Source organism: Microcoleus sp. PH2017_28_MFU_U_A, assembly GCF_020738035.1.
GTDB lineage: Bacteria > Cyanobacteriota > Cyanobacteriia > Cyanobacteriales > Microcoleaceae > Microcoleus.
Genome location: NZ_JAEQCX010000034.1, coordinates 30,282 through 48,452 on the forward strand (window position 1 = coordinate 30,282; position 18,171 = coordinate 48,452).

The 18,171-nt window shown below is 43.0% G+C and carries 23 protein-coding genes and 1 pseudogene; 18 read left to right on the forward strand and 6 right to left on the reverse strand.

The window, feature by feature from the left end:
* From JGK14_RS06130 to ilvA, 8 genes are all read left to right on the forward strand, one after another.
* Entirely contained in the window at positions 1–213 is a 213-nt protein-coding gene (locus JGK14_RS06130) for a DUF2997 domain-containing protein (RefSeq protein ID WP_293177253.1), read from the forward strand.
* Positions 214–224: 11 nt separating this feature from the next.
* Positions 225–1,007 (forward strand): nucleotide exchange factor GrpE, encoded by a 783-nt coding sequence (locus JGK14_RS06135; RefSeq protein WP_293205317.1) that lies wholly within the window; start codon positions 225–227, stop codon positions 1,005–1,007.
* A 20-nt stretch (positions 1,008–1,027) separates the two neighbouring features.
* A complete protein-coding gene (locus JGK14_RS06140; protein WP_325314857.1) occupies positions 1,028–2,647 on the forward strand; it encodes an Hsp70 family protein in 1,620 nt (539 codons plus the stop codon).
* A gap of 109 nt (positions 2,648–2,756) precedes the next feature.
* Positions 2,757–3,620 (forward strand): bifunctional class I SAM-dependent methyltransferase/HIT family protein, encoded by an 864-nt coding sequence (locus JGK14_RS06145; RefSeq protein WP_293190452.1) that lies wholly within the window; start codon positions 2,757–2,759, stop codon positions 3,618–3,620.
* A gap of 173 nt (positions 3,621–3,793) precedes the next feature.
* On the forward strand, positions 3,794–4,363 hold the full coding sequence (locus JGK14_RS06150) for a hypothetical protein (protein ID WP_293212124.1): 570 nt from the start codon (positions 3,794–3,796) through the stop codon (positions 4,361–4,363).
* Between the two features lie 228 nt (positions 4,364–4,591).
* Positions 4,592–5,764: a DUF262 domain-containing protein gene (locus tag JGK14_RS06155; RefSeq protein WP_293212125.1), complete on the forward strand. Its 1,173-nt coding sequence runs from the start codon at positions 4,592–4,594 to the stop codon at positions 5,762–5,764.
* A gap of 6 nt (positions 5,765–5,770) precedes the next feature.
* Positions 5,771–6,832: an MAE_28990/MAE_18760 family HEPN-like nuclease gene (locus tag JGK14_RS06160; RefSeq protein ID WP_293212127.1), complete on the forward strand. Its 1,062-nt coding sequence runs from the start codon at positions 5,771–5,773 to the stop codon at positions 6,830–6,832.
* A 66-nt stretch (positions 6,833–6,898) separates the two neighbouring features.
* Positions 6,899–8,446, forward strand: a complete 1,548-nt coding sequence (gene ilvA / locus JGK14_RS06165) for a threonine ammonia-lyase, biosynthetic (RefSeq protein WP_293212142.1) — start codon at positions 6,899–6,901, stop codon at positions 8,444–8,446.
* Between the two features lie 100 nt (positions 8,447–8,546).
* On the opposite strand, the gene JGK14_RS06170 is transcribed toward ilvA, so the two are convergent.
* Complete coding sequence (locus JGK14_RS06170) at positions 8,547–9,395, reverse strand: Rpn family recombination-promoting nuclease/putative transposase (RefSeq protein WP_293190450.1); 849 nt, start codon at positions 9,393–9,395, stop codon at positions 8,547–8,549.
* A 211-nt stretch (positions 9,396–9,606) separates the two neighbouring features.
* On the opposite strand from JGK14_RS06170, the pseudogene JGK14_RS06175 reads away from it, so the two are divergent.
* A pseudogene (locus tag JGK14_RS06175) lies at positions 9,607–10,023 on the forward strand (XisH family protein).
* Positions 10,011–10,346 (forward strand): XisI protein, encoded by a 336-nt coding sequence (locus JGK14_RS06180; RefSeq protein ID WP_293177271.1) that lies wholly within the window; start codon positions 10,011–10,013, stop codon positions 10,344–10,346. The pseudogene JGK14_RS06175 and the gene JGK14_RS06180 overlap by 13 nt, the downstream one beginning before the upstream one ends.
* On the opposite strand, the gene JGK14_RS06185 is transcribed toward JGK14_RS06180, so the two are convergent.
* Positions 10,343–10,555, reverse strand: coding sequence for a hypothetical protein (locus JGK14_RS06185; protein ID WP_293190449.1), 213 nt, complete (start codon positions 10,553–10,555; stop codon positions 10,343–10,345). The genes JGK14_RS06180 and JGK14_RS06185 overlap by 4 nt on opposite strands.
* A gap of 146 nt (positions 10,556–10,701) precedes the next feature.
* Here JGK14_RS06185 and JGK14_RS06190 point away from each other — a divergent pair, with 146 nt between their 5' ends.
* Both JGK14_RS06190 and JGK14_RS06195 read left to right on the forward strand, forming a co-directional pair.
* Positions 10,702–11,001, forward strand: a complete 300-nt coding sequence (locus JGK14_RS06190) for a hypothetical protein (RefSeq protein ID WP_293190448.1) — start codon at positions 10,702–10,704, stop codon at positions 10,999–11,001.
* Positions 11,001–11,447, forward strand: a complete 447-nt coding sequence (locus JGK14_RS06195) for a PIN domain-containing protein (protein ID WP_293196856.1) — start codon at positions 11,001–11,003, stop codon at positions 11,445–11,447. The genes JGK14_RS06190 and JGK14_RS06195 overlap by 1 nt, the downstream gene beginning before the upstream one ends.
* 84 nt (positions 11,448–11,531) lie before the next feature.
* Here the strand turns inward: JGK14_RS06195 and JGK14_RS06200 are convergent, their stop codons facing one another.
* Positions 11,532–11,921 (reverse strand): hypothetical protein, encoded by a 390-nt coding sequence (locus JGK14_RS06200; protein ID WP_293242054.1) that lies wholly within the window; start codon positions 11,919–11,921, stop codon positions 11,532–11,534.
* A 34-nt stretch (positions 11,922–11,955) separates the two neighbouring features.
* Positions 11,956–12,840 carry a hypothetical protein gene (locus JGK14_RS06205; RefSeq protein WP_293242057.1) on the reverse strand — a complete coding sequence of 295 codons (885 nt, stop codon included), beginning with the start codon at positions 12,838–12,840 and terminating at the stop codon, positions 11,956–11,958.
* Between the two features lie 283 nt (positions 12,841–13,123).
* Here JGK14_RS06205 and JGK14_RS06210 point away from each other — a divergent pair, with 283 nt between their 5' ends.
* The 5 genes from JGK14_RS06210 to JGK14_RS06230 all read left to right on the forward strand — a co-directional run bounded on the left by JGK14_RS06210 (position 13,124) and on the right by JGK14_RS06230 (position 14,830).
* The gene (locus JGK14_RS06210; RefSeq protein WP_325314858.1) at positions 13,124–13,642 is read left to right on the forward strand and encodes a hypothetical protein; all 519 of its coding nucleotides are present in this window, start codon (positions 13,124–13,126) and stop codon (positions 13,640–13,642) included.
* Positions 13,643–13,918: 276 nt separating this feature from the next.
* Positions 13,919–14,074 carry a type II toxin-antitoxin system HicB family antitoxin gene (locus JGK14_RS06215; RefSeq protein WP_293196854.1) on the forward strand — a complete coding sequence of 52 codons (156 nt, stop codon included), beginning with the start codon at positions 13,919–13,921 and terminating at the stop codon, positions 14,072–14,074.
* A 23-nt stretch (positions 14,075–14,097) separates the two neighbouring features.
* Positions 14,098–14,304, forward strand: coding sequence for a hypothetical protein (locus tag JGK14_RS06220; protein ID WP_293212133.1), 207 nt, complete (start codon positions 14,098–14,100; stop codon positions 14,302–14,304).
* On the forward strand, positions 14,304–14,651 hold the full coding sequence (locus tag JGK14_RS06225; protein ID WP_293212134.1) for a type II toxin-antitoxin system PemK/MazF family toxin: 348 nt from the start codon (positions 14,304–14,306) through the stop codon (positions 14,649–14,651). The genes JGK14_RS06220 and JGK14_RS06225 overlap by 1 nt, the downstream gene beginning before the upstream one ends.
* A gap of 2 nt (positions 14,652–14,653) precedes the next feature.
* A complete protein-coding gene (locus tag JGK14_RS06230) occupies positions 14,654–14,830 on the forward strand; it encodes a hypothetical protein (RefSeq protein ID WP_293212136.1) in 177 nt (58 codons plus the stop codon).
* Here the strand turns inward: JGK14_RS06230 and JGK14_RS06235 are convergent.
* Complete coding sequence (locus tag JGK14_RS06235; protein ID WP_293212138.1) at positions 14,816–15,502, reverse strand: class I SAM-dependent DNA methyltransferase; 687 nt, start codon at positions 15,500–15,502, stop codon at positions 14,816–14,818. The genes JGK14_RS06230 and JGK14_RS06235 overlap by 15 nt on opposite strands.
* 103 nt (positions 15,503–15,605) lie before the next feature.
* Positions 15,606–15,980 carry a DUF1257 domain-containing protein gene (locus JGK14_RS06240; RefSeq protein WP_293177300.1) on the reverse strand — a complete coding sequence of 125 codons (375 nt, stop codon included), beginning with the start codon at positions 15,978–15,980 and terminating at the stop codon, positions 15,606–15,608.
* 295 nt (positions 15,981–16,275) lie between these two features.
* Between JGK14_RS06240 and JGK14_RS06245 the strand changes: the two genes are divergently transcribed.
* Positions 16,276–17,466 carry a WD40 repeat domain-containing protein gene (locus JGK14_RS06245; RefSeq protein ID WP_325314859.1) on the forward strand — a complete coding sequence of 397 codons (1,191 nt, stop codon included), beginning with the start codon at positions 16,276–16,278 and terminating at the stop codon, positions 17,464–17,466.
* Positions 17,467–18,171 lie beyond the last annotated feature (705 nt).

Genomic DNA, 18,171 nt, shown 5'->3' on the forward strand with positions numbered 1-18,171 from the left:
ATGGCAGAGTACCGCCAAATAGAATACCGCATCGGCAAAGACGGCAAAATTACTGAAACCGTCCTCAACGCCACCGGTTCGAGTTGCACCGAAACCACTGCCGGAGTTGAAAAAGCCCTGGGCCAAGTAGAATCTCAAGAGTTGTTGCCAGAATACTATGAAGGCGAAGAAAATTTGACCGCCGAACAAACTCAGACTTTAAAACAAGTTTAGAAAAATTAACAATGTTCTATCTCCTCGGTGCAACAGTTGATATAACAACAGGGCCTGCCTTCGGTATCGCGCTAGCTGTCGGGGGCATTTTTCTAATTTTAGTGTACCTTTATGCTGCATCCGAGGCCGGAGATGCGATCGACTTTAAGTACGATACAATCCTCCGGGAACGCATGAATCAGCTAGATATCGTCGATTGGCAAGACTTAGGCGAAAAAGCAGGCTTAAGTCGCTTCGGGGTGCGCCTAGTGCGGCAGGGAGACGTGGGAAAACTCACCCTAGACCAACTGCGGCGGCTGGCAACTGTGCTAAATTTGAATTTCCAGGAATTCGATCGCACTTTAAGCGCACTGCCCGTATCGGCTGCAATCACCACGAATCCCAGCGAAATCGAAGAATTTAAACAGCAGTGTTTCCGGCTGCGCGAAGAATTGCAGCAACAAAAAACTCAACTAACTACCGATTTTCGCCGCGCCACCTTTGAACAGTTGCAAACTTTGTTAACCAACTATCCCAGCGCCCGCAAAATGGCAGAAGCCAAGCCGAATATGCCCGCCAAAAATCTCTCGGCTTTGTTTACCCCCCTAGAAAATCTCTTGTCAAGTTGGGATTTTGAAACAATTGGTTCAGCTTGGGAACAAGTGACTTACAATCCGCAGTTGCACCAGCCGGATGTTGAAGATATAACAGAAGGAGAGTTAGTTTATATTCGGTTTGTCGGCTATCGGGATGGAGAGCAAATTCTTGCTCCAGCTAAAGTTAGTCGCAGCCTTCCACCGGGAATAACAAATTAAATTGAAAATCTAAAATAGACATGACTACAGTTGCAATAGACTTCGGTACCAGCAACACGGTTGTTTGCATTCTCAACCCGGATACGCAAACACCAGAAACTTTGAGATTTGGCGAAATGTCCCGCATTTTTAAGACCAAAAAATCGAACCCAGATGCCCTAGAAATACCTGTAGTTCCGACTTTAGTGTTTGTGAAAAATGCGGGAGAGTTGGTATTGGGAGAAAAAGTGCGATCGCAGCGTTTAGGACAATCCCAGCCCGATCGCTTTTTCAAAGCTTTTAAACGCGACTTGGCTGCCGATTATCAGCCCCCAGCACGCAATCTTGACGGTGAAAGCTACACGCCGGAATCAGTAGCAGAACAATTTATCAGAACTATATGGAAACAATTATATCAGCAAAACATACAACCAGATAAATTAATTTTTACAGTACCAGTCGGAGCATTTGAGCGATATCTTGATTGGTTTCGCGACTTAGCAGAATCTCTCGGAGTTGAGGAAGTTCAGCTAATCGATGAATCCACCGCCGCCGCCCTGGGATATGCCGTACAACGCCCCGGTTCTCTAGTTTTAGTAGTCGATTTTGGCGGCGGGACTTTAGACTTAAGTTTAGTCCGCACTGCTGTAATCCCCTTTGCTAAGGGAGGCAGCGAGATTTCTCCCCCCCTTGGTAAGGAAGGGCTGGGGGGGGTGCGTGCCGAAGTGTTGGCAAAATCCGATGCTTATGTCGGTGGCGAAGATATTGACATTTGGATTGTTGAAGATTATTTGCGGCAAATTGGTTCGTCACGCGCAGAAGTTGGCGGCGTGGGCTGGCAAAATTTATTAGAAATAGCAGAAAAGTTAAAAATTCAAGTGTCTCAAGTTAATGAGGCGAAGGAAAGTTGGTTTGACGATGAAAATTTTATGTCTTATGACTTGCAGTTAAACCGAGATCAGCTTGAAGAAATCCTGGAATCTAGGCAGTTGTTGGAACAGTTGCGGGAAGCTTTAGATGAAGTGTTGAGCATTGCGCTGGGAAAAGGTATCGGTAAAGCAGATATCGAACAGGTTTTGCTGGTAGGAGGAACTTCTATGATTCCGGCTGTATCTAATTTAGTGGTTTCCTATTTTGGGCGACAAAAAGTCAAAACAGATAAGCCTTTTGAAGCTGTAGCCCACGGCGCTTTAGCCTTGACACAATTGGCGAGTGTTGACGATTATTTGCGCCACACCTATGCAATTCGCCTCTGGGAACCTTATGCTAAAGCTTATACTTATTCGCCGATTTTTAGCAAAGAAATGAAGTATCCTTGTGAAAGTTCCGAAGAGTTGACGCTGCAAGTTGCCATTGAAGGTCAAAGGGAAATTAGGTTAGATATTGGAGAAGTTGCGGAGGTGTCGCAAGCGGAGGTTACTTTTAACGAAAAAGGGCAAATGACGAGCAGTTTGCTCAACAAACACAGCGATTTTCGTTCTTTGGAAAGCCACCACCAGCAGGTTTGTGTGGCGCATTTGAATCCGCCGGGAGTTTTGGGGATTGACAGGGTTTCGGTGAGTTTTGAGGTGGATGAGAAGCGGGTGTTGTTGGCTACGGTGCGGGATTTGGTGACTGGTAAGGTTTTGGTGGCGAAAGGGGCGATCGCCAAACTGCAATAATGATACAATTGTTATTAAGATAAGATTCGGCGATTGAAATCGCTTCTACACAAACAAAGTCCGCCTCCGCGGACTGAAGAATCTCGATTTAAATCAAATTTATGTCGCCATGAAAAAGCAACAAAATAAATTCAGCCACCTCACAGCAATTGAAAGAATTTACCTGTCATTTCCGGCAAGATTTTTATTAGAGCAAAACTTGCTTCAAGGTAAAGTTTTAGATTTTGGGTGCGGCTTCGGTAGCGATGTTAAATTGTTGCAGCAAAAAGGCTTTGATATTGCAGGTTACGACTCTTATTATTTTCCTGAATTTCCCGAACATAAATTCGACACTATCATTTGCTTTTATGTTTTAAATGTCTTGTTTCCCGAAGAACAAGCGAATGTGCTGATGGAAGTGTCGCACCTCTTGAAACCAGGAGGTAAAGCATATTTTGCCGTGAGAAGGGATATCAAAAAAGAAGGTTTTCGAGAACACTACGTCCACAAAAAACCTACCTATCAGTGCATTGTCAAACTTCCTTTTAAGTCGTCTCTCTTAAATGAGTCTTGCGAAATCTACGAATACGTGCATTACAACCATCAAAGAAATTCCACTAATAACTGCATATTCTGCAATCCGTACAAAAACTTAACTTTAGTCACAGAATCAGCGACAGCCTATGCAATATTTGACGGTTATCCCGCTAGCAAAGGTCATGTTTTAATTGTTCCAAAACGTCACACTGCAAATTATTTTGAATTGCCGTTTCGAGAGCAATCGGCTTGCTGGTTTATGGCGAATAAGGTGCAAGAGATGTTAATTAAAGATTTTCAGCCTGATGGTTTTAATGTGGGTATCAATATTAATAAAGATGCGGGTCAAAGTCGCAGTCACGCTGCGATTCATGTTATCCCCCGCTACAGGGGCGATGCGGCTGGAAATAAAGGCGGTATTAGATATGTGATTCCTCAAGTTAAAAATAAAAATTAGGAATTTGTGAAAGATTTTTTTACCGCAGAGGCGCAGAGAACGCGGAGAGAGAAGAGATGGATTTATAATTTTTGTAAGGATTGTTATATTTGAGCAAAGGGTGAGCAAAATAGAGTTAAAATGTGTTTGCCAAGTCTCAAACTACACATTAGCAGTAATTTGGTGTTCTGTTTATGTCTAAGCGCAAAAAGCAAGAATGGCTCAAGGAAACTCTAGAGCTCAAAGAAGACCACAATTGGAAGTCAAAGCCTGGAACTCGCATCTTTGTCGCTGGAAGAGGTGCAGTCCGCTTTGATGTTCCTCAAGATTGGCATTTTGAACCGGATACAAAGTCGTTCCGGTTTACGGATAAGAAACCGCCGGATGATGATTGTTGTTTGGAGGTTTCGTTTAATTTGTTACCTCCTGGTAATTGGGGAGAATTTCCGCTGGTGCCGCTATTACAGAAAATAGTTGAAGATGATACCAGAAATCCGATCGATCCTGGGGATATTATCCAATTGAAGCGGCAAACTGCTCGGGTTGTTTGGACCCAATTTAAGTTTATCGACCCTCCCGAACAGCGGGAAGCTTATTCGAGAATCTGTATCGGATTGGGTTCTAATGTTCAGTGTTTGATTACTTTTGATTACTGGGTTGATGATGCTGAACGTTTGACTCCTGTCTGGGATACGGTGATGGACTCGCTGGTTTTGGGTTTGTTTATTAGTGACCCTCGAACGGGTTTTGCACGTCCTGATTAGAGTGTTTTTTGGGAAAATTTCAACAATTAATGTTGATAAGTGTTGAATTGGTAAGCCATCGGCCAGTAAAGTTAGAACCTGCACTAAACTTTACAACCACTTTGCCATGTAAATATCTGGCTTGCCAATTCCATTTGCGATCGCTAGTTTGTGAGATTTTAGTCGAGCGGCTCATCCCGTGTCAATGCTATAATTATTAACAAGTTGTGCTTAGGGAGACTACGAAAAATGCAGCTAGCACCAGTTGAAGAACAGATGTGGGAGAGTTCGCCAGCAAACACACCCGATCGAATCTTCGATCGCGATATCCACCAGCACTACGATTTCAAAGAAACACCAATTGTTACTGAAATTAACCGCGAAAAGATTCCTCGGTTTCTCGAATCCTTAAGGCTGTCTGATTATATAGAAAGGCGATCGAGCTACCAAAGAAGAGGTCGCTGGACGGCAACGATGAAATCCAGATTGATTGAGTCATTTATCCTCAATATTCCCGTTCCTCCAATAACTTTGTACAAACAAGATTTAGCTCGTTATGAAATCTTAGATGGTCAGCAGCGAATCTCTGCTATTCAAGAGTTTTATGGGAACAAGCTCGAACTAGCAGGGCTGGAAGTTTTGCCTCAATTTAACGGAAATACCTACAAGAAACTCCCTCAAAAAATTAGGGCTACTATCGATCGACGCTCCATATCATCCGTAGCAATTCTTGCCGAATCAACCTCTAATCCTGAATCAGCTAAGTTTCTAAAACAGAAAGCCTTTGAACGTCTAAATACTGGAAGAATAGAGTTCAGCCAGCAGGAAATGAGAAATATTTTTTATGCTGGAAAATTCAATGAACTGTTGCTAAAATTAGCGCGCCATCCCATATTTGCTGAAGCTTGGGGAATTCCGACAGACGATCGCAATCCAGAATTAAAGGAAAATACCTTTTATATAAAAATGGAAGACGCTGAGTTAGTGCTGCGTTTTTTTGCTCTCAGGAATGTCGAGCATTTCCGGCTGGGGATGGAAGGATTTTTAGATTTGTACATGATGAAAAGTTTGAATTTCACTGATGTAGATCTCAATTACTTGGAAGAGCTTTTTGTTAAAACGCTCGCAATAGCTCACAAAATTTACGGAGAGCATTTATTTAAACCATTTGACCCTCAATCTCAAAATTGGTCGCCAAAGCCCGAGCGAGCATATTATGATGGAATTATGGTTGCTTTGAGCAGATATTTGCCAGATGAAGCAAAAATAATTGCTAGAAAAGAGCGGATTATTGAAAAAACAAAAAACCTGTTTAACAAACCAGAATCTCATCTTTTGATAGAAGGTGGAACAACTAAAGCAGAAATTCAGCAGCGGATCGGAATAGTTGACGAAATGCTTTCGCAAGTTATCGGAGAGTAACTTGCGATGTTTGAGGAGCTTATCCAGCAAGTTAGTGTCAAAATTTCAAGTGTTCGTGCGATAATTAAAACGAACGATCGACTGAGAAAAATTGTATTTCAACATAGTTCCAATATAGGGAATTTGAAAGAAAATCCTGAATTGGCAAAATTAATAGAAGAAATCCCTACAAAATGGGAATGGGAAATTTACGATCGATCTGCTGTGGTAACTAGATTGTATGCTATTTATGAACGCTTCGTTGAGGATTTAATTTCGGATTGGCTGCGGCTCATGCCAGATTTAGTTCCACGCTATTCAGACTTGGACGAAAAAATTCAGAATACCCATCGAGAGGGTATCGGGCGTTTGTTAATTGACCTCAAAAAAAATAGGTTCCAACACCTTTCAGTTGAGCAAGTAGTTCAAGGATTATCCTGTGGGATTACTGATAGTGGGAAATACGAGCTACTTCCTGATGCTTTCCTATTGCACGAGCAAAATTTACGCAAGGACGTGTTAGAAAAAGTCTTTAAAAATGCTGGAATTGATGAAGCATGGAAATGGGTAATCAACTACAAAGAAATCAAATATTTTTTACAGGAATTTCGCGACAATCAAAATACGGCAGAAGGAGAACTCAAACAACTGGTTGATTATCGTAATGAAGCAGCACACGGAGTAGTAGACGAGATTTTGGGAACTCAAGAACTGTTGGAATCAAGTGATTTTGTGGAGGCTTTATGTAAATCTCTAGCCGATTTAGTTACCTACAATATAATTTTAATCCAGACTAAGCAAGAAGTAGTAATGGAAATCGGACAAATTACTGAGTGGTTCAAAAAGCCACAAGCAGGTGTAGCGAAAGTTAAGGAAGTTACATTGAGTGTAGGAAAAAGTGTTTTTCTGGTTTTAGTTAACGATGAATTGTCGTACTGCTATTCTGCTAAAATTGAGAGCATTCAGCTTAACGATCTGTCTCAAAATCGTGTGGAGATAGCGTCGGAAACAGAAGTGGGATTAAAGTTCGATCGCGATGCCAGGGTTGGTTTGACTATTTATGTAACGACATCCGAGCGAGTTGACTGAATCTTTCGTAGCTGCGAAGCCCGATCGCCAATTCCCGCAAAACACTAACACAAATACACTACAATTATCCCACCATCCGGCACCTACAAACCTGCTAACCCCATGCTTTGCGATTACCTCGTACAAATCCTCACCGCCCGCGTCTACGATGTTGCTCAAGAATCCCCCCTAGAAGTAGCCCCCAATCTATCAACGCGGCTCAACAATAAACTGCTGCTGAAACGCGAAGATATGCAGTCTGTCTTTTCCTTCAAACTGCGGGGCGCGTACAACAAAATGGCGCAACTGTCGCCGGATTTGCTAGCACAAGGTGCGATCGCAGCTTCCGCCGGCAATCACGCCCAAGGAGTCGCCCTCGCCGCCCGCCACCTGGGAACTCGCGCGATTATCGTCATGCCCGTAACGACGCCGCAGGTGAAGGTAAATGCGGTGATAGCGCGCGGTGGAGAGGTGATTTTGCATGGGGATACCTACGACGATGCCTACGCTTTTGCGCGCCAATTAGAGGTCGAAAAAGGCATGACTTTTATTCACCCTTTTGACGATCCGCACGTGATTGCGGGACAGGGTACGATCGGCATGGAAATTCTGCGACAACATCAAAAACCGATTCACGCGATTTTTGTAGCAATTGGTGGCGGTGGATTGATTTCGGGAATTGCAGCTTATATCAAGCGGTTGCGCCCGGAAATTAAGATTATTGGTGTGGAACCGGTGGATTCCGACGCAATGAATCAATCGCTGAAAGCTGGGAAACGGGTGCGTTTGTCGCAGGTGGGTTTATTTGCTGACGGCGTGGCGGTGCGGGAAGTTGGCGAGGAAACTTTTCGGCTTTGTCAGGAGTATGTGGATGAGATTATTTTGGTGGATACGGATGATATTTGTGCGGCGATTAAGGATGTTTTTGAGGATACGCGATCGATCTTAGAACCTGCTGGCGCTTTGGCGATCGCAGGTGCGAAGGCTTACGTGGAACGGGAACAAGTCGCAGGAGAAACATTAATTGCGGTTGCTTGCGGCGCGAACATGAATTTCGATCGCCTGCGTTTTGTAGCAGAAAGAGCGGAGTTTGGCGAACGTCGGGAAGCGATTTTTGCAGTCACAATTCCCGAACAACCGGGAAGTCTCCGCAGGTTTTGCGAATGTTTGGGTAAGCGCAATCTAACTGAATTTAGCTATCGAATTGCGGATGAAAAAGCAGCGCATATTTTTATCGGTGTCCAGATTCAAAATCGTGCCGATGCGGTAAAAATAGCAGCGAGTTTTGAAGATTGCGGCTTTAAAACTTTGGATTTAACTGATGATGAATTAACGAAATTGCACTTGCGACATATGGTGGGTGGCCGTTCGATGCTGGCGGATCATGAGTTATTTTATCGCTTTGAATTTCCCGAACGTCCGGGTGCGTTGATGAAGTTTGTGGGTTCGATGAGTCCTAATTGGAATATCAGCGTTTTTCACTATCGGAATAACGGCGCAGATTACGGGCGAATTGTGGTGGGAATTCAGGTACCACCAGATGAGATGAAGGAGTGGCAGGCTTTTTTGGATACGCTGGGCTATCAGTATGGGGATGAGAGTCAGAATCCGGCTTATAAGTTGTTTTTGAGGTAGTTTATTATTCGGCGGTTGAAACCGCTTCTACACAAACGAAGTCCGCCTGCGCGGACTAAGAGATTGGACGGGAACAATGTCATGTCTGGTTTTCGACGCATCAAACTTCCGATCGCAAATTCTGCACATCCTGAACGCTGAGTCCGGTTATTTGGGCTATGGTTGCGTCATCTAGGCGATCGAGTAACTGCCGGGCGATCGCGAGTGTTGCTTCTTTTTTAGCTTCTTTTCGAGCTTGTTTTTCAGCATAGATTATAACTCCTTGTTGGTCATAAATAAACATTTCTTGCCGTTCGATAGCGTCCAGCTCGTCAGGATTTAAATTAACTTGATTTGCTATATCAAAGGCTTGATGAATCTCTGGAATGACATCCATTGTTTCTGGGATTTGTGTCAGCGTATTAGCATATTTTATGAAATAAATCCATTTATCCACCAGGGTTTCTAACTGTGACAAATCTTTGGTAAATTTCGGAAGTTCGACAAACACTAGCTTCATGTTATTATCGGTATATCTCAGATTAGTCGTTTCTTCTTTGTAAACAAATCTAGAAATTACCCGATCGCTATTTTCAAACATCTCAAAATCAGTCAGTGTCAGTGCAATCACAGGTTGCAGCATTCCGTAGCCTTGTCCTTTCTGTAATTGAGAAACATAGGTTTTTGCAGCGTTGTATAAAACTCTCTTTCCGAAAAACTCTACATTTAATACCTGCATTTCAATAATGACGAGAGTACCATCGGCAAGTCGGGCTTTCACATCTAAGTAAGTATCTTTTAACCCTGTGATTTTTGGGGGCAAATTGGGATTAATAATTTCTAAGTCTTCTATGGTAGGATTGCCATCGTAAATCATGGCGTTGAGAAAGCTGATGAGTATGCCTTTGTTATCTGAAGAACCGAAGATTTTTTTGAAGGCGTAGTCGGTTTTCGGGTTGATGAATGTCATGGTGGGAATCGGGAATCGCGACGGCTGTCTCGATTGTATCATCGGTGCGATGGCTACTTCCTTAGCTTGTGCCTACGAACTTGACGGGTGCGATCGCCCGTAGGAGAAGATAATGAGCTATCCTCACTCTTGAGAGTCAGAAGGGCGATCGGGCTTTTCCAGATAGATGCGATTGGAAGTACAATAAAGTTAAAAGTTACAAAAGGGAACAATGGCAGCACGCGATCGCTTTCATGAAGCCGTTAAGCTTGCCCTTCAGAAGGAAAATTGGGTGATTACCGACGATCCGCTGAGGCTAGAAACCGGTTGAGCAAAGTTTGAGATTGATTTGGGTGCAGAGCGTTTACTCGCAGCACAACGGGCAGGAGAAAAAATCGCCGTTGAAATTAAAACATTTTTGGGTGACTCCCCGATTACGGATTATCATGCGGCATTAGGACAGTTTCTGAATTATCGGCTTGCATTAGAACTTAAGGAACCCGATCGCAAGCTTTATTTAGCAGTTCCTGTTGCGGTGCACGAAGCTTTTTTTCAGCGGGAGTTTTTGCAAATTTCGGTAGAGCGGCATCAAGTTAACCGCATTGTCTACGATCCAGTGAATGAGGTGATTGTACAATGGATAAGCTAGAGCATTATCGTCAGTCGATTCAAGCATTATTGACTGAATATGTGGCAACTCCGATCTCCAATGGTGCGATCGAATCGCAAATAATTTTTGATACGCAGCGGGATCATTATCAAGTGACGAATGTTGGTTGGGATGGACATCGGCGGGTGTATGGATGCGTGCTGCATTTAGATATTAAGGATGGCAAGATTTGGTTGCAGCAGAATACAACGGAGATGCGAGTGGCGCACGAGTTGGTGGCAATGGGTGTGGCAAAGGAGGATATTATCTTGGGATTTCAAGCAACCTATGTGCGCGAGTACACGGGCTTTGGAGTGGCTTAGCGATCGCTAAAAATAATGTCACCAGCAGCGATTTCCTGACGTACTATCTCAGCTAGACTATCCCACTGAGCGTCTGTTGTAGCTTCAAATTGAGCCTTCCACACCTGTTCGTCACTGATATCCTCTTCCGCCATTAGAATGCGGATTAACTCTCGTTTGTCGATCGCAGATAGTTGTCTAATGGTAGGGAGTAATTCTGTTAGTGTCATCGGTTGTTTTCCTACGATGCGTCTATGTTAACGGTAGCAGGTCAACGTAGTAATTGCAACTTCTAGGGGAGTTTGACAAAAAATGCCCAAAAATTGCTATAATAAAGAGTCTTAGAAACTTAACACTAAAGGCTGAGGTTAAAGTCGTGACAATAACTTCACAAGAAACGGATGTAGAGATTCAACAATTCCCTATTGTTCTGGGACAGGGAGGGGAAATTACCATTCCCCAGTTATTACAAGATGCTCTCAAGGTCGATCGGGGAGATATGCTGGTGCTACTCCAAATAGGTAATTTGATTGTGCTTGCTCCCAAACAACCTCAAGTTCCCCAACTAATCGATCGGATTGCAACGATTATGGAAAATGAAAATGTGGGTTTGACTGATTTATTGGCGGGTTTAGAAGCGGAGAGAGAGGCGATTTGGCAGGAGAAACAGTCTTGATGCGTAGGATATTTGCAGACTCCAGCGTGTTAATTGCCGGATGCGGATCGCGAACGGGAGCTAGTCGTGCTGTGCTGACAATGGCTGAAATAGGTCTTTTAAAGTTGGTTATATCTGACCAAGTTTTGAAGGAATGCGATCGGAATATACGCAAAAAAATACCTGCATCTCTGCCAATTTTTACAGAGTTGCTAGCTACTATCAACCCCGAAATTCAACCTGATCCATCCCTCGAAGAATCATCGCGGTGGGCGGCTATTATTGAAGCTAAAGATACCCCGATTTTAGCAGCGGCTGTTCTGGCAAATGTCGATCGCCTGTTGAGCTTAAATACCAAAGATTTTACGTCCGAAGTTGCTGCACAAAGCGGGTTAATGATTCAAACTCCAGCAGAATTTGTTACAGAAATCCGAGAGATTGTAGGAAAAGGTTTGTCGTCAACGTGATTCGAGGGTGATGAGCGACGAATAATAAAGGCGATCGCCCTTTGTTTTTTTGAGTAAGGGCGATCGCACTTCGCACACCACAATCTATTCTGGTTTCATCCAACCTTTAACGATCGCCTTCCCGACATTGACATAAGGATTGTCTAAAAACTCTTCGATCGCAGCTTCACCACCAGCCTGCAATGCACCAACCGCAAGACGCTTGAAACTGGGGGTAGTTTCATCGTTAACGTAAGCAATTTTTTCAGGCTCTGTAGCGGTTGGATTAGTTTGTTCCAACTGCTTGACAAGTTGTTGAATCTGAGCAGCAGCTTCTGCTAGAGTATGTTTCTGTTCTGATCGTTGCACAAAAGTGTTCTTGTCGGATCTGGCATTCTCACCCAGAGCCCTATGCTGGTGATAGACATTTCCCATAACCATTCCACCGTAAACACTTCCACCGACATTACGAATTGAATTATTATTGTCAGTCATAATTTAAACTACTCCTTAATAAAAAAGAGATCTACTATTCATAGAATCTCTCTATACCACTTCTTAATAGAAGCTGATTTGGCTGTTCATTTTCATCCAATGATAGCCAAATAGGTCGGCTTATATTAGCTGCTACATAGTTATTAAATGTTTGACAATGCTCATCTTCGATTCTCAAGGATGCTTTATACTGTAAGCTGGGCTTTTTTGTGTTTTTAGTCCATCCATAAATCCTTAGCTCATAATTACCAGTTTGCACCTCAAAAGAATTATTTCCTTCAGAAATCCAATCAAATCTAATTACTTTATTTATGGAAGAAATGCCTTTTACAGCAATTGGTTGAGCTAAATTATCATTGACAAAATTCCCGACCTCTGTAATTTTGACAAATGTAGTCCACGTCATGTCATAAAATTTTTCAGTATGATTCTGTCTCCCAATAACTAAGCGAATCCGCTGAATAGTTCCGCCCTTTGGACTCCAATTGTAGAAAGTTAGCGGCAGATTGAACCCTACTCCTCTAATTGTTTGAGTATTAGTTGGAATGTCTATAAAAATAGGAAAAAATATGAGATGTCTACCAAAGCATAACTGAATATTTGCTGGTCTGAGATTCGATGTATAAGCCACAACAAGAGATATAACAAGACCAAGCATAGAAACTACTGTTGCGATTGTGGCACTCCAATCAGTTTCTTTTTTTGTTTGCTGCACAGCACTGCTATCATTGAGTGTTAAAACATTCTGTGATGGAGTAAGTGATAAGATGGGCGCTTGTTGTGTCATATAAGTACCAGAACTTGGTTTAATATCTTCTGGAACGGATATCTTATGAGATGTCTGAGCAAAAGATTGAATAGAAGTAATTAATAACAATGAAATAGTACATATTGCTAATAATATTTGATTTTTTCTCATACTTGGATTTCTATGATTGTCATGTAATATTTCAGGCTTTAGGGAATATTAAATAGATGCAAAATCATTGAACGTGAAATTTAACACGCTTAAACAGATAGTCGTAATTTATTCAATTTAGACATCATAAAATAACTCTAAACCCATCGCTCAAAATTTAAAAGCGGAAAAAAGCGGAAAAAGACGGAACTATTGTAAAGATTCTGTAAAGCTTTAAATCGGAAAAAGACGGAAAAATACGGATAAAATCGGCTATAATAACCAATGTCCTCCCACATCCCGGATGATGCGCCTCCAAGAAATACTTCAATTTATAGATGATGCTGTCTACGCCAAGACAGGCAAACATTTAAATGACTTGCAGCGCGGAATTATTGAAGGAACGCTGAAGCGTCAAAAGTATGATGACATTGCAGAAAATTGTGGTTGTTCAGCGGGTCATGCTAAGGATGTAGGTTACGAGCTTTTGCAAATGTTATCTGATGTCTTTGATGAAGAAGTTGATAAAAAAAATCTTAAATCAGTCGTAGAACGGCAAGGTGCTCTAAATATTTCTTTGGGTGCTCGAAGCTTTAATAGCAATAATAATATAATCGGCTGTGTAAACATGGGTTCCGAACAAACAACTCCTACGCCAGATGAAAGTCAGCCGGAAACTCCCGACTCGCAGGATGAAAGCAAAAATCAAACTAAGATTGAAACAATTGATAAATTACGGCAGTTTGGCTTAAGCGATGAGCAAATTGCCGAAGCGCTAGATCTACCTTTAGAGCAGGTTAAGCAGGTGGACTTGGAGGAGTAAAGGTAAGGATTCAGGTCTAAAAACTTGCGGCTCTAACGCTTGTCTGGCAAGGGTTTTAGGGGGAAATAAGGGTTTTTGTCTTTCGTGGTTGATTGTCAAGCTTAGGACGAAAAACTGTCATTTTTTGTCCTAAGCTTGAGAATAGAGATTGATTTAGCATCAAGCTCCAGATCTAAAGTCTTTGCCCAGCAAGGAGTTCAGTGACCTGAATCCTTACGAGTAAAGTTTGGTACAGTAATGAAGAGATAAGTTTTGAGAATAAATTAGGAGAATCAATTGAAAATCAAAATTATCATCCACGAAGCAGAAGAAGGCGGATTCTGGGCAGAAGTTCCTGCTATTCCTGGCTGTGCAACTGAGGGAGAAACCTTCGAGGAACTGCTGCAAAACCTTTGTGAAGCAATCGAAGGTTGCCTTGTTGAAGTAAAATAAAGTATCCCCAGATATTTTCACCTATGAACACAAAACTCATTGAATCCTTAGTACAAATCATTCAGACACTCTCTGAAGAGGAGCAATTGCTAATCAAAGCCAAACTATTTAGTAACATCGCCTATCCTTCTACTTTGGAAATAACCCAGTTAGCCCAAAGCGGTGGAGCATTTCAATTTCTGGATGATGAACCTGATATTTATACCCTTGAAGATGGAGAGCCAATTTAGTGAAGCTAAAAAAAGGAGATATTGTTTTAGCTGAATTTCCCTTTACAGATTTGAGTCAGAAAAAATTACGTCCGGCTTTAGTGCTGTGGGCAAGTTCAACCATAGATGAAATTACTATCTGCTTCATTTCTTCACAAAATGTCACTAGCCTAAGTTTAGATGAATTTGCTTTAAATGCTTTAGATCCAGAATTTGCTAGCACAGGATTAAGAGTATCTTCTAAAGTTAGAGTGACTCGGATTGTCAGCCTTGAACAGAGATTAATCGTGAGACGATTGGGCGAGTTAGGAAGTCAGCAAATGCAGCAATTGAATGCAACTATAATACAAGCATTTCAATTAGTATAGCCTTGTTGAGTCTCGCGCGCTTGCCGGAAACGATCGCAAAAATCCCTGCAATAAAAGTTTCGCCATCAATCGGTGGAGTATTTTCGGAGACGGCAACCGCAGCATCTATCTTAACTCGTACAGCATCGATCGACTGGCGATCGGTTGTTCCTGTAGAAGTGATTTCAATCGTCTGGTGACTGACAAATTAGTAGCATGGAAAGAGGAATCTTCGTCTGTGGATGTATCGGTTCCTGGAATTCGCACACTCTCCAGCCGGATTTCGATACTTGTTGAAACCAGGAACTAACTGTGCGGAAATACCAGGGCATCGGCTCTCGAAAAGCTCCGCCGAAATTGTCGAAAGTCTCGATTTTCCATCCGTCAACATAGGGCTGTGGCTGACACGCTGTGAATGGATGAACTGTCTGGATTAACAAATGTCCGTCTGAGACTGTGGCTTGGCGTAACGATCGCAATAAATCTCCAATTTCCTCGCCGAGTAGCGAAAAATTGCAGACAATCCCATCGTAGGATTGACCGAGTATCCCTGGATTGGCAATAATCTCATCGTAGCCGATCGCCCGAAAACAACCGCTGCTTTTCTCACGAGCGCGATCGATCAAACCACGGGAAGCATCAACTCCAACCACCTCTACACCGTGCTTTGCTAAGGCGCGCCCCAGCCAACCTTCACCGCATCCGACATCCAGCACTCGCCGATGCCCGTAGCGCAGCACAGCTTGTAGAATAGCCTCATCCGTTGCTGCGCGGCGACTTTCGATCGAATTTTGCTCGATCGCCCGCGTCCATGCGTCAGCATTAGCTTCCCAACTCTTTTGAATTTGTTGTTCAGGGCGATCGCATTTCATGGTAATTCTATTCTTGGTACTAAGACTTACGAAGAAATCTGATTTTGAATCCGATTCTGCGTAAGTCCTGAGTATATAAAAACGAGTTCAGAAAGAGCGATTCTTAAACCCATCTACCCACAACAACCCTCACCGTTCCATCCGCCAAAGTTTCCTCTTCTTCCACATTAAAACCCTCAGACTCCACCGCCGCCATCAAACTTTTGCGCGCGTATTTCTGACTGATTGAATTAACAAAATCCTGCTGGTTAATGCGAGCGCCCCAAAAATCCGCCACCAATTCATAATCCTCTCCGCTGCGCCGAAAACCCAAATCGTAACCGTTGGACTGCCGAATCACGTACTCGGCATTAGTTTTCTCGCCATGATAACCCCGCACCTGCACATTGCACTCTACTTGATAACCCAACTCTTCCAACACTTGATGCAGCAGTTCGCCGTTTTTGATCTGAACCTTGATCGTTGTGAAGTGTGACATATCACTTTCGGATTTTTGTGTGAAACGCTGATTTGATTATAATAACATAAATAGCAACAGTCAATAAGTTAGGACTTACGCTATTTAACCCGATATTTACGAAATATTGCGGGTTTTGCTTTTTTTGCGCCTGCAATTAAACCCGGTTTCTGGCAGCTTGGTACCCAGCGTCATGCCCTTGCCAAAATTTAAGTTTTAAATCGCTCTACCGATTGTCAACTTTCGTGTCTCGCCAGTTAATTACCAATTCCCCAATTTCCCAATCTAAAATCTACAATCTAAAATCTAAAATAGTATGATTTCCGACAATTCTAACCAACCCAGAGAATATGATGCCGTCCTCGGCGGTCAAAGTCAAATCCCGATCGCCGCCGCCGTTTTGGGAGGCATCGCCGGAGTCAAGCAGCGCTTGCACAGTCCTAGTGTCGAGCCACGCATGGCCGCCGTTAAAGATGCTCCTAAATACGGAGACGCCGGTTTGAATTTAGCAATTGCAGCCCTGCTAGATCCCGCACCAGAAGTGCAGCGAGTTGCTTATTCAGTTTTGCGACAAAGGACAGAACCTTTTGTCCGCCAAGCTTTAACAGAATTCGTGCCTTACCAGTTGTTTGACTGCATCCGCACTGTGAAAACTGGGACAAATGTAGCGATTAGTCCCGGAGGATCTCGCACGGCGAGTTTGCACAGCAAAATAATTAGAATTTGCGATTTAGAGACAGGAGAAATACTCTATACTGTAGACAAGTATCCCCGCGCTCAAGAAACTTTTGTTCTTTGCCAAGAAACCGAAGTTTTTGTCAGGAGCAGAAATCTTCCGAAACACCGCGCGATCGAAATTTGGCAGGGAGGAGAATTGCTGCATACTTCCCTCGGACACGAAGGAGAAATTACGGCAATTGTCATCAGTCCCGACAGTCGAGTTATCGCCACGGGTTCGGCAGATACTACAATCAAAATTTGGGATTTAGAGAGCGGAAAGTTAATTTGTACTTTTGGCAGTCATTTAACTTGGGGAGCTCATAAAGGAGGAATTGCGAGTTTGGCTTTTAGCCCGATCGCACAAACTCTCGCTAGCAGCAGTTCTGATGGTACCATTAAACTCTGGAACCTCGGCAGCCGAGAATGCTCCCAAACAATTAAAGGTTATGCCAATTGTCTAGCTTTCAGTCGAGACGGGCAGACTTTGGCTGCTGGCGGCTGGGACAGAAACATTCAACTGCGCCAGCTATCGCATCCGGATAGTCCAATAACTTTGGCCGGGCATTTTAACTCGATAAATGCGATCGTCTTTAGTCCCGATGGGCGCACAGTTGTCAGTGCTAGCGCCGACGGCAATCTCAAATTATGGAATGCCCGCACCGGCGAACACATTCACACTCTCACCGGACATCAAAGCTCTGTCAATTGTCTTACTTTTAGCAGCGATGGCGAAACTATTATCAGCGGCAGTTTAGACAAAACTATCAAATCTTGGGGAATTAATTGAACGCAGAAGGAATAAGAAATAACGCAGAAGTCAGAAGGAAGGGCAATATCAAATCCGCCCTTCATCGTCCTGTATTCATCTTTCTTATCTCCCTCTGTGTTCTCTGTGTTCTCTGCGGTTAAATAATTCCGATGCAACCGGAAACGATATAACATCTCTGGGAACAGTAAAAACCGTTTGTTACTCTTCCCAGAGCGTCCCGGCACACCAAAGCTGATATACATATAGCGAGTGTCCCGCACACCAAAACACCGTGTAAAAGCAAAACACAGATGTGGCCCTTGGAAAAAGCAAGAGGAAATGACGAAGAGGGAAGGGGCAATCGACAATCGACGGCATGGGGCAAGTGCAATGCGAGAACTTCCTAACCGTCGGGCCCGGTGGTTATATTTCAAAATTCGCGATTTCCGATTCCTAGGTGCGTAAATATACGCAAGCAAATATAATAACTTTATAATTCTAGGTCTTGTGCAAGCCGAGGATTGCGAAACTTCTTTTTGCACTACTACACATACTTAGGGTAAAAGTATCGATTCGCAACCATTATTCAGCTTGTTGTCAATTTCTGAATAGTCGCCACACAACCGGGCAAGCCACGATTTATGAATCCTTGACACTAGCTTGAAATTATCGAATCTTCCTCAGATGAGTATCGCAACGAACTGTAATATTTGATTGAAAAAGTTTATGCTTAAAAGATAGGCA

Excerpts from the sequence above, each read along its gene's own strand:
- JGK14_RS06150 (WP_293212124.1), top strand. The coding sequence starts at position 3,794 with ATGTCTAAGCGCAAAAAGCAAGAATGGCTCAAGGAAACTCTAGAGCTC.
- JGK14_RS06140 (WP_325314857.1), top strand. The coding sequence starts at position 1,028 with ATGACTACAGTTGCAATAGACTTCGGTACCAGCAACACGGTTGTTTGC.
- JGK14_RS06170 (WP_293190450.1), bottom strand. The coding sequence starts at position 9,395 with ATGACATTCATCAACCCGAAAACCGACTACGCCTTCAAAAAAATCTTC.
- JGK14_RS06200 (WP_293242054.1), bottom strand. The coding sequence starts at position 11,921 with ATGACTGACAATAATAATTCAATTCGTAATGTCGGTGGAAGTGTTTAC.
- JGK14_RS06235 (WP_293212138.1), bottom strand. The coding sequence starts at position 15,502 with ATGAAATGCGATCGCCCTGAACAACAAATTCAAAAGAGTTGGGAAGCT.
- JGK14_RS06205 (WP_293242057.1), bottom strand. The coding sequence starts at position 12,840 with ATGAGAAAAAATCAAATATTATTAGCAATATGTACTATTTCATTGTTA.
- JGK14_RS06220 (WP_293212133.1), top strand. The coding sequence starts at position 14,098 with ATGAACACAAAACTCATTGAATCCTTAGTACAAATCATTCAGACACTC.
- JGK14_RS06245 (WP_325314859.1), top strand. The coding sequence starts at position 16,276 with ATGATTTCCGACAATTCTAACCAACCCAGAGAATATGATGCCGTCCTC.
- JGK14_RS06145 (WP_293190452.1), top strand. The coding sequence starts at position 2,757 with ATGAAAAAGCAACAAAATAAATTCAGCCACCTCACAGCAATTGAAAGA.
- JGK14_RS06180 (WP_293177271.1), top strand. The coding sequence starts at position 10,011 with ATGGATAAGCTAGAGCATTATCGTCAGTCGATTCAAGCATTATTGACT.
- JGK14_RS06240 (WP_293177300.1), bottom strand. The coding sequence starts at position 15,980 with ATGTCACACTTCACAACGATCAAGGTTCAGATCAAAAACGGCGAACTG.
- JGK14_RS06130 (WP_293177253.1), top strand. The coding sequence starts at position 1 with ATGGCAGAGTACCGCCAAATAGAATACCGCATCGGCAAAGACGGCAAA.
- JGK14_RS06160 (WP_293212127.1), top strand. The coding sequence starts at position 5,771 with ATGTTTGAGGAGCTTATCCAGCAAGTTAGTGTCAAAATTTCAAGTGTT.
- JGK14_RS06185 (WP_293190449.1), bottom strand. The coding sequence starts at position 10,555 with ATGACACTAACAGAATTACTCCCTACCATTAGACAACTATCTGCGATC.
- JGK14_RS06210 (WP_325314858.1), top strand. The coding sequence starts at position 13,124 with ATGATGCGCCTCCAAGAAATACTTCAATTTATAGATGATGCTGTCTAC.
- JGK14_RS06155 (WP_293212125.1), top strand. The coding sequence starts at position 4,592 with ATGCAGCTAGCACCAGTTGAAGAACAGATGTGGGAGAGTTCGCCAGCA.
- JGK14_RS06135 (WP_293205317.1), top strand. The coding sequence starts at position 225 with ATGTTCTATCTCCTCGGTGCAACAGTTGATATAACAACAGGGCCTGCC.
- JGK14_RS06195 (WP_293196856.1), top strand. The coding sequence starts at position 11,001 with ATGCGTAGGATATTTGCAGACTCCAGCGTGTTAATTGCCGGATGCGGA.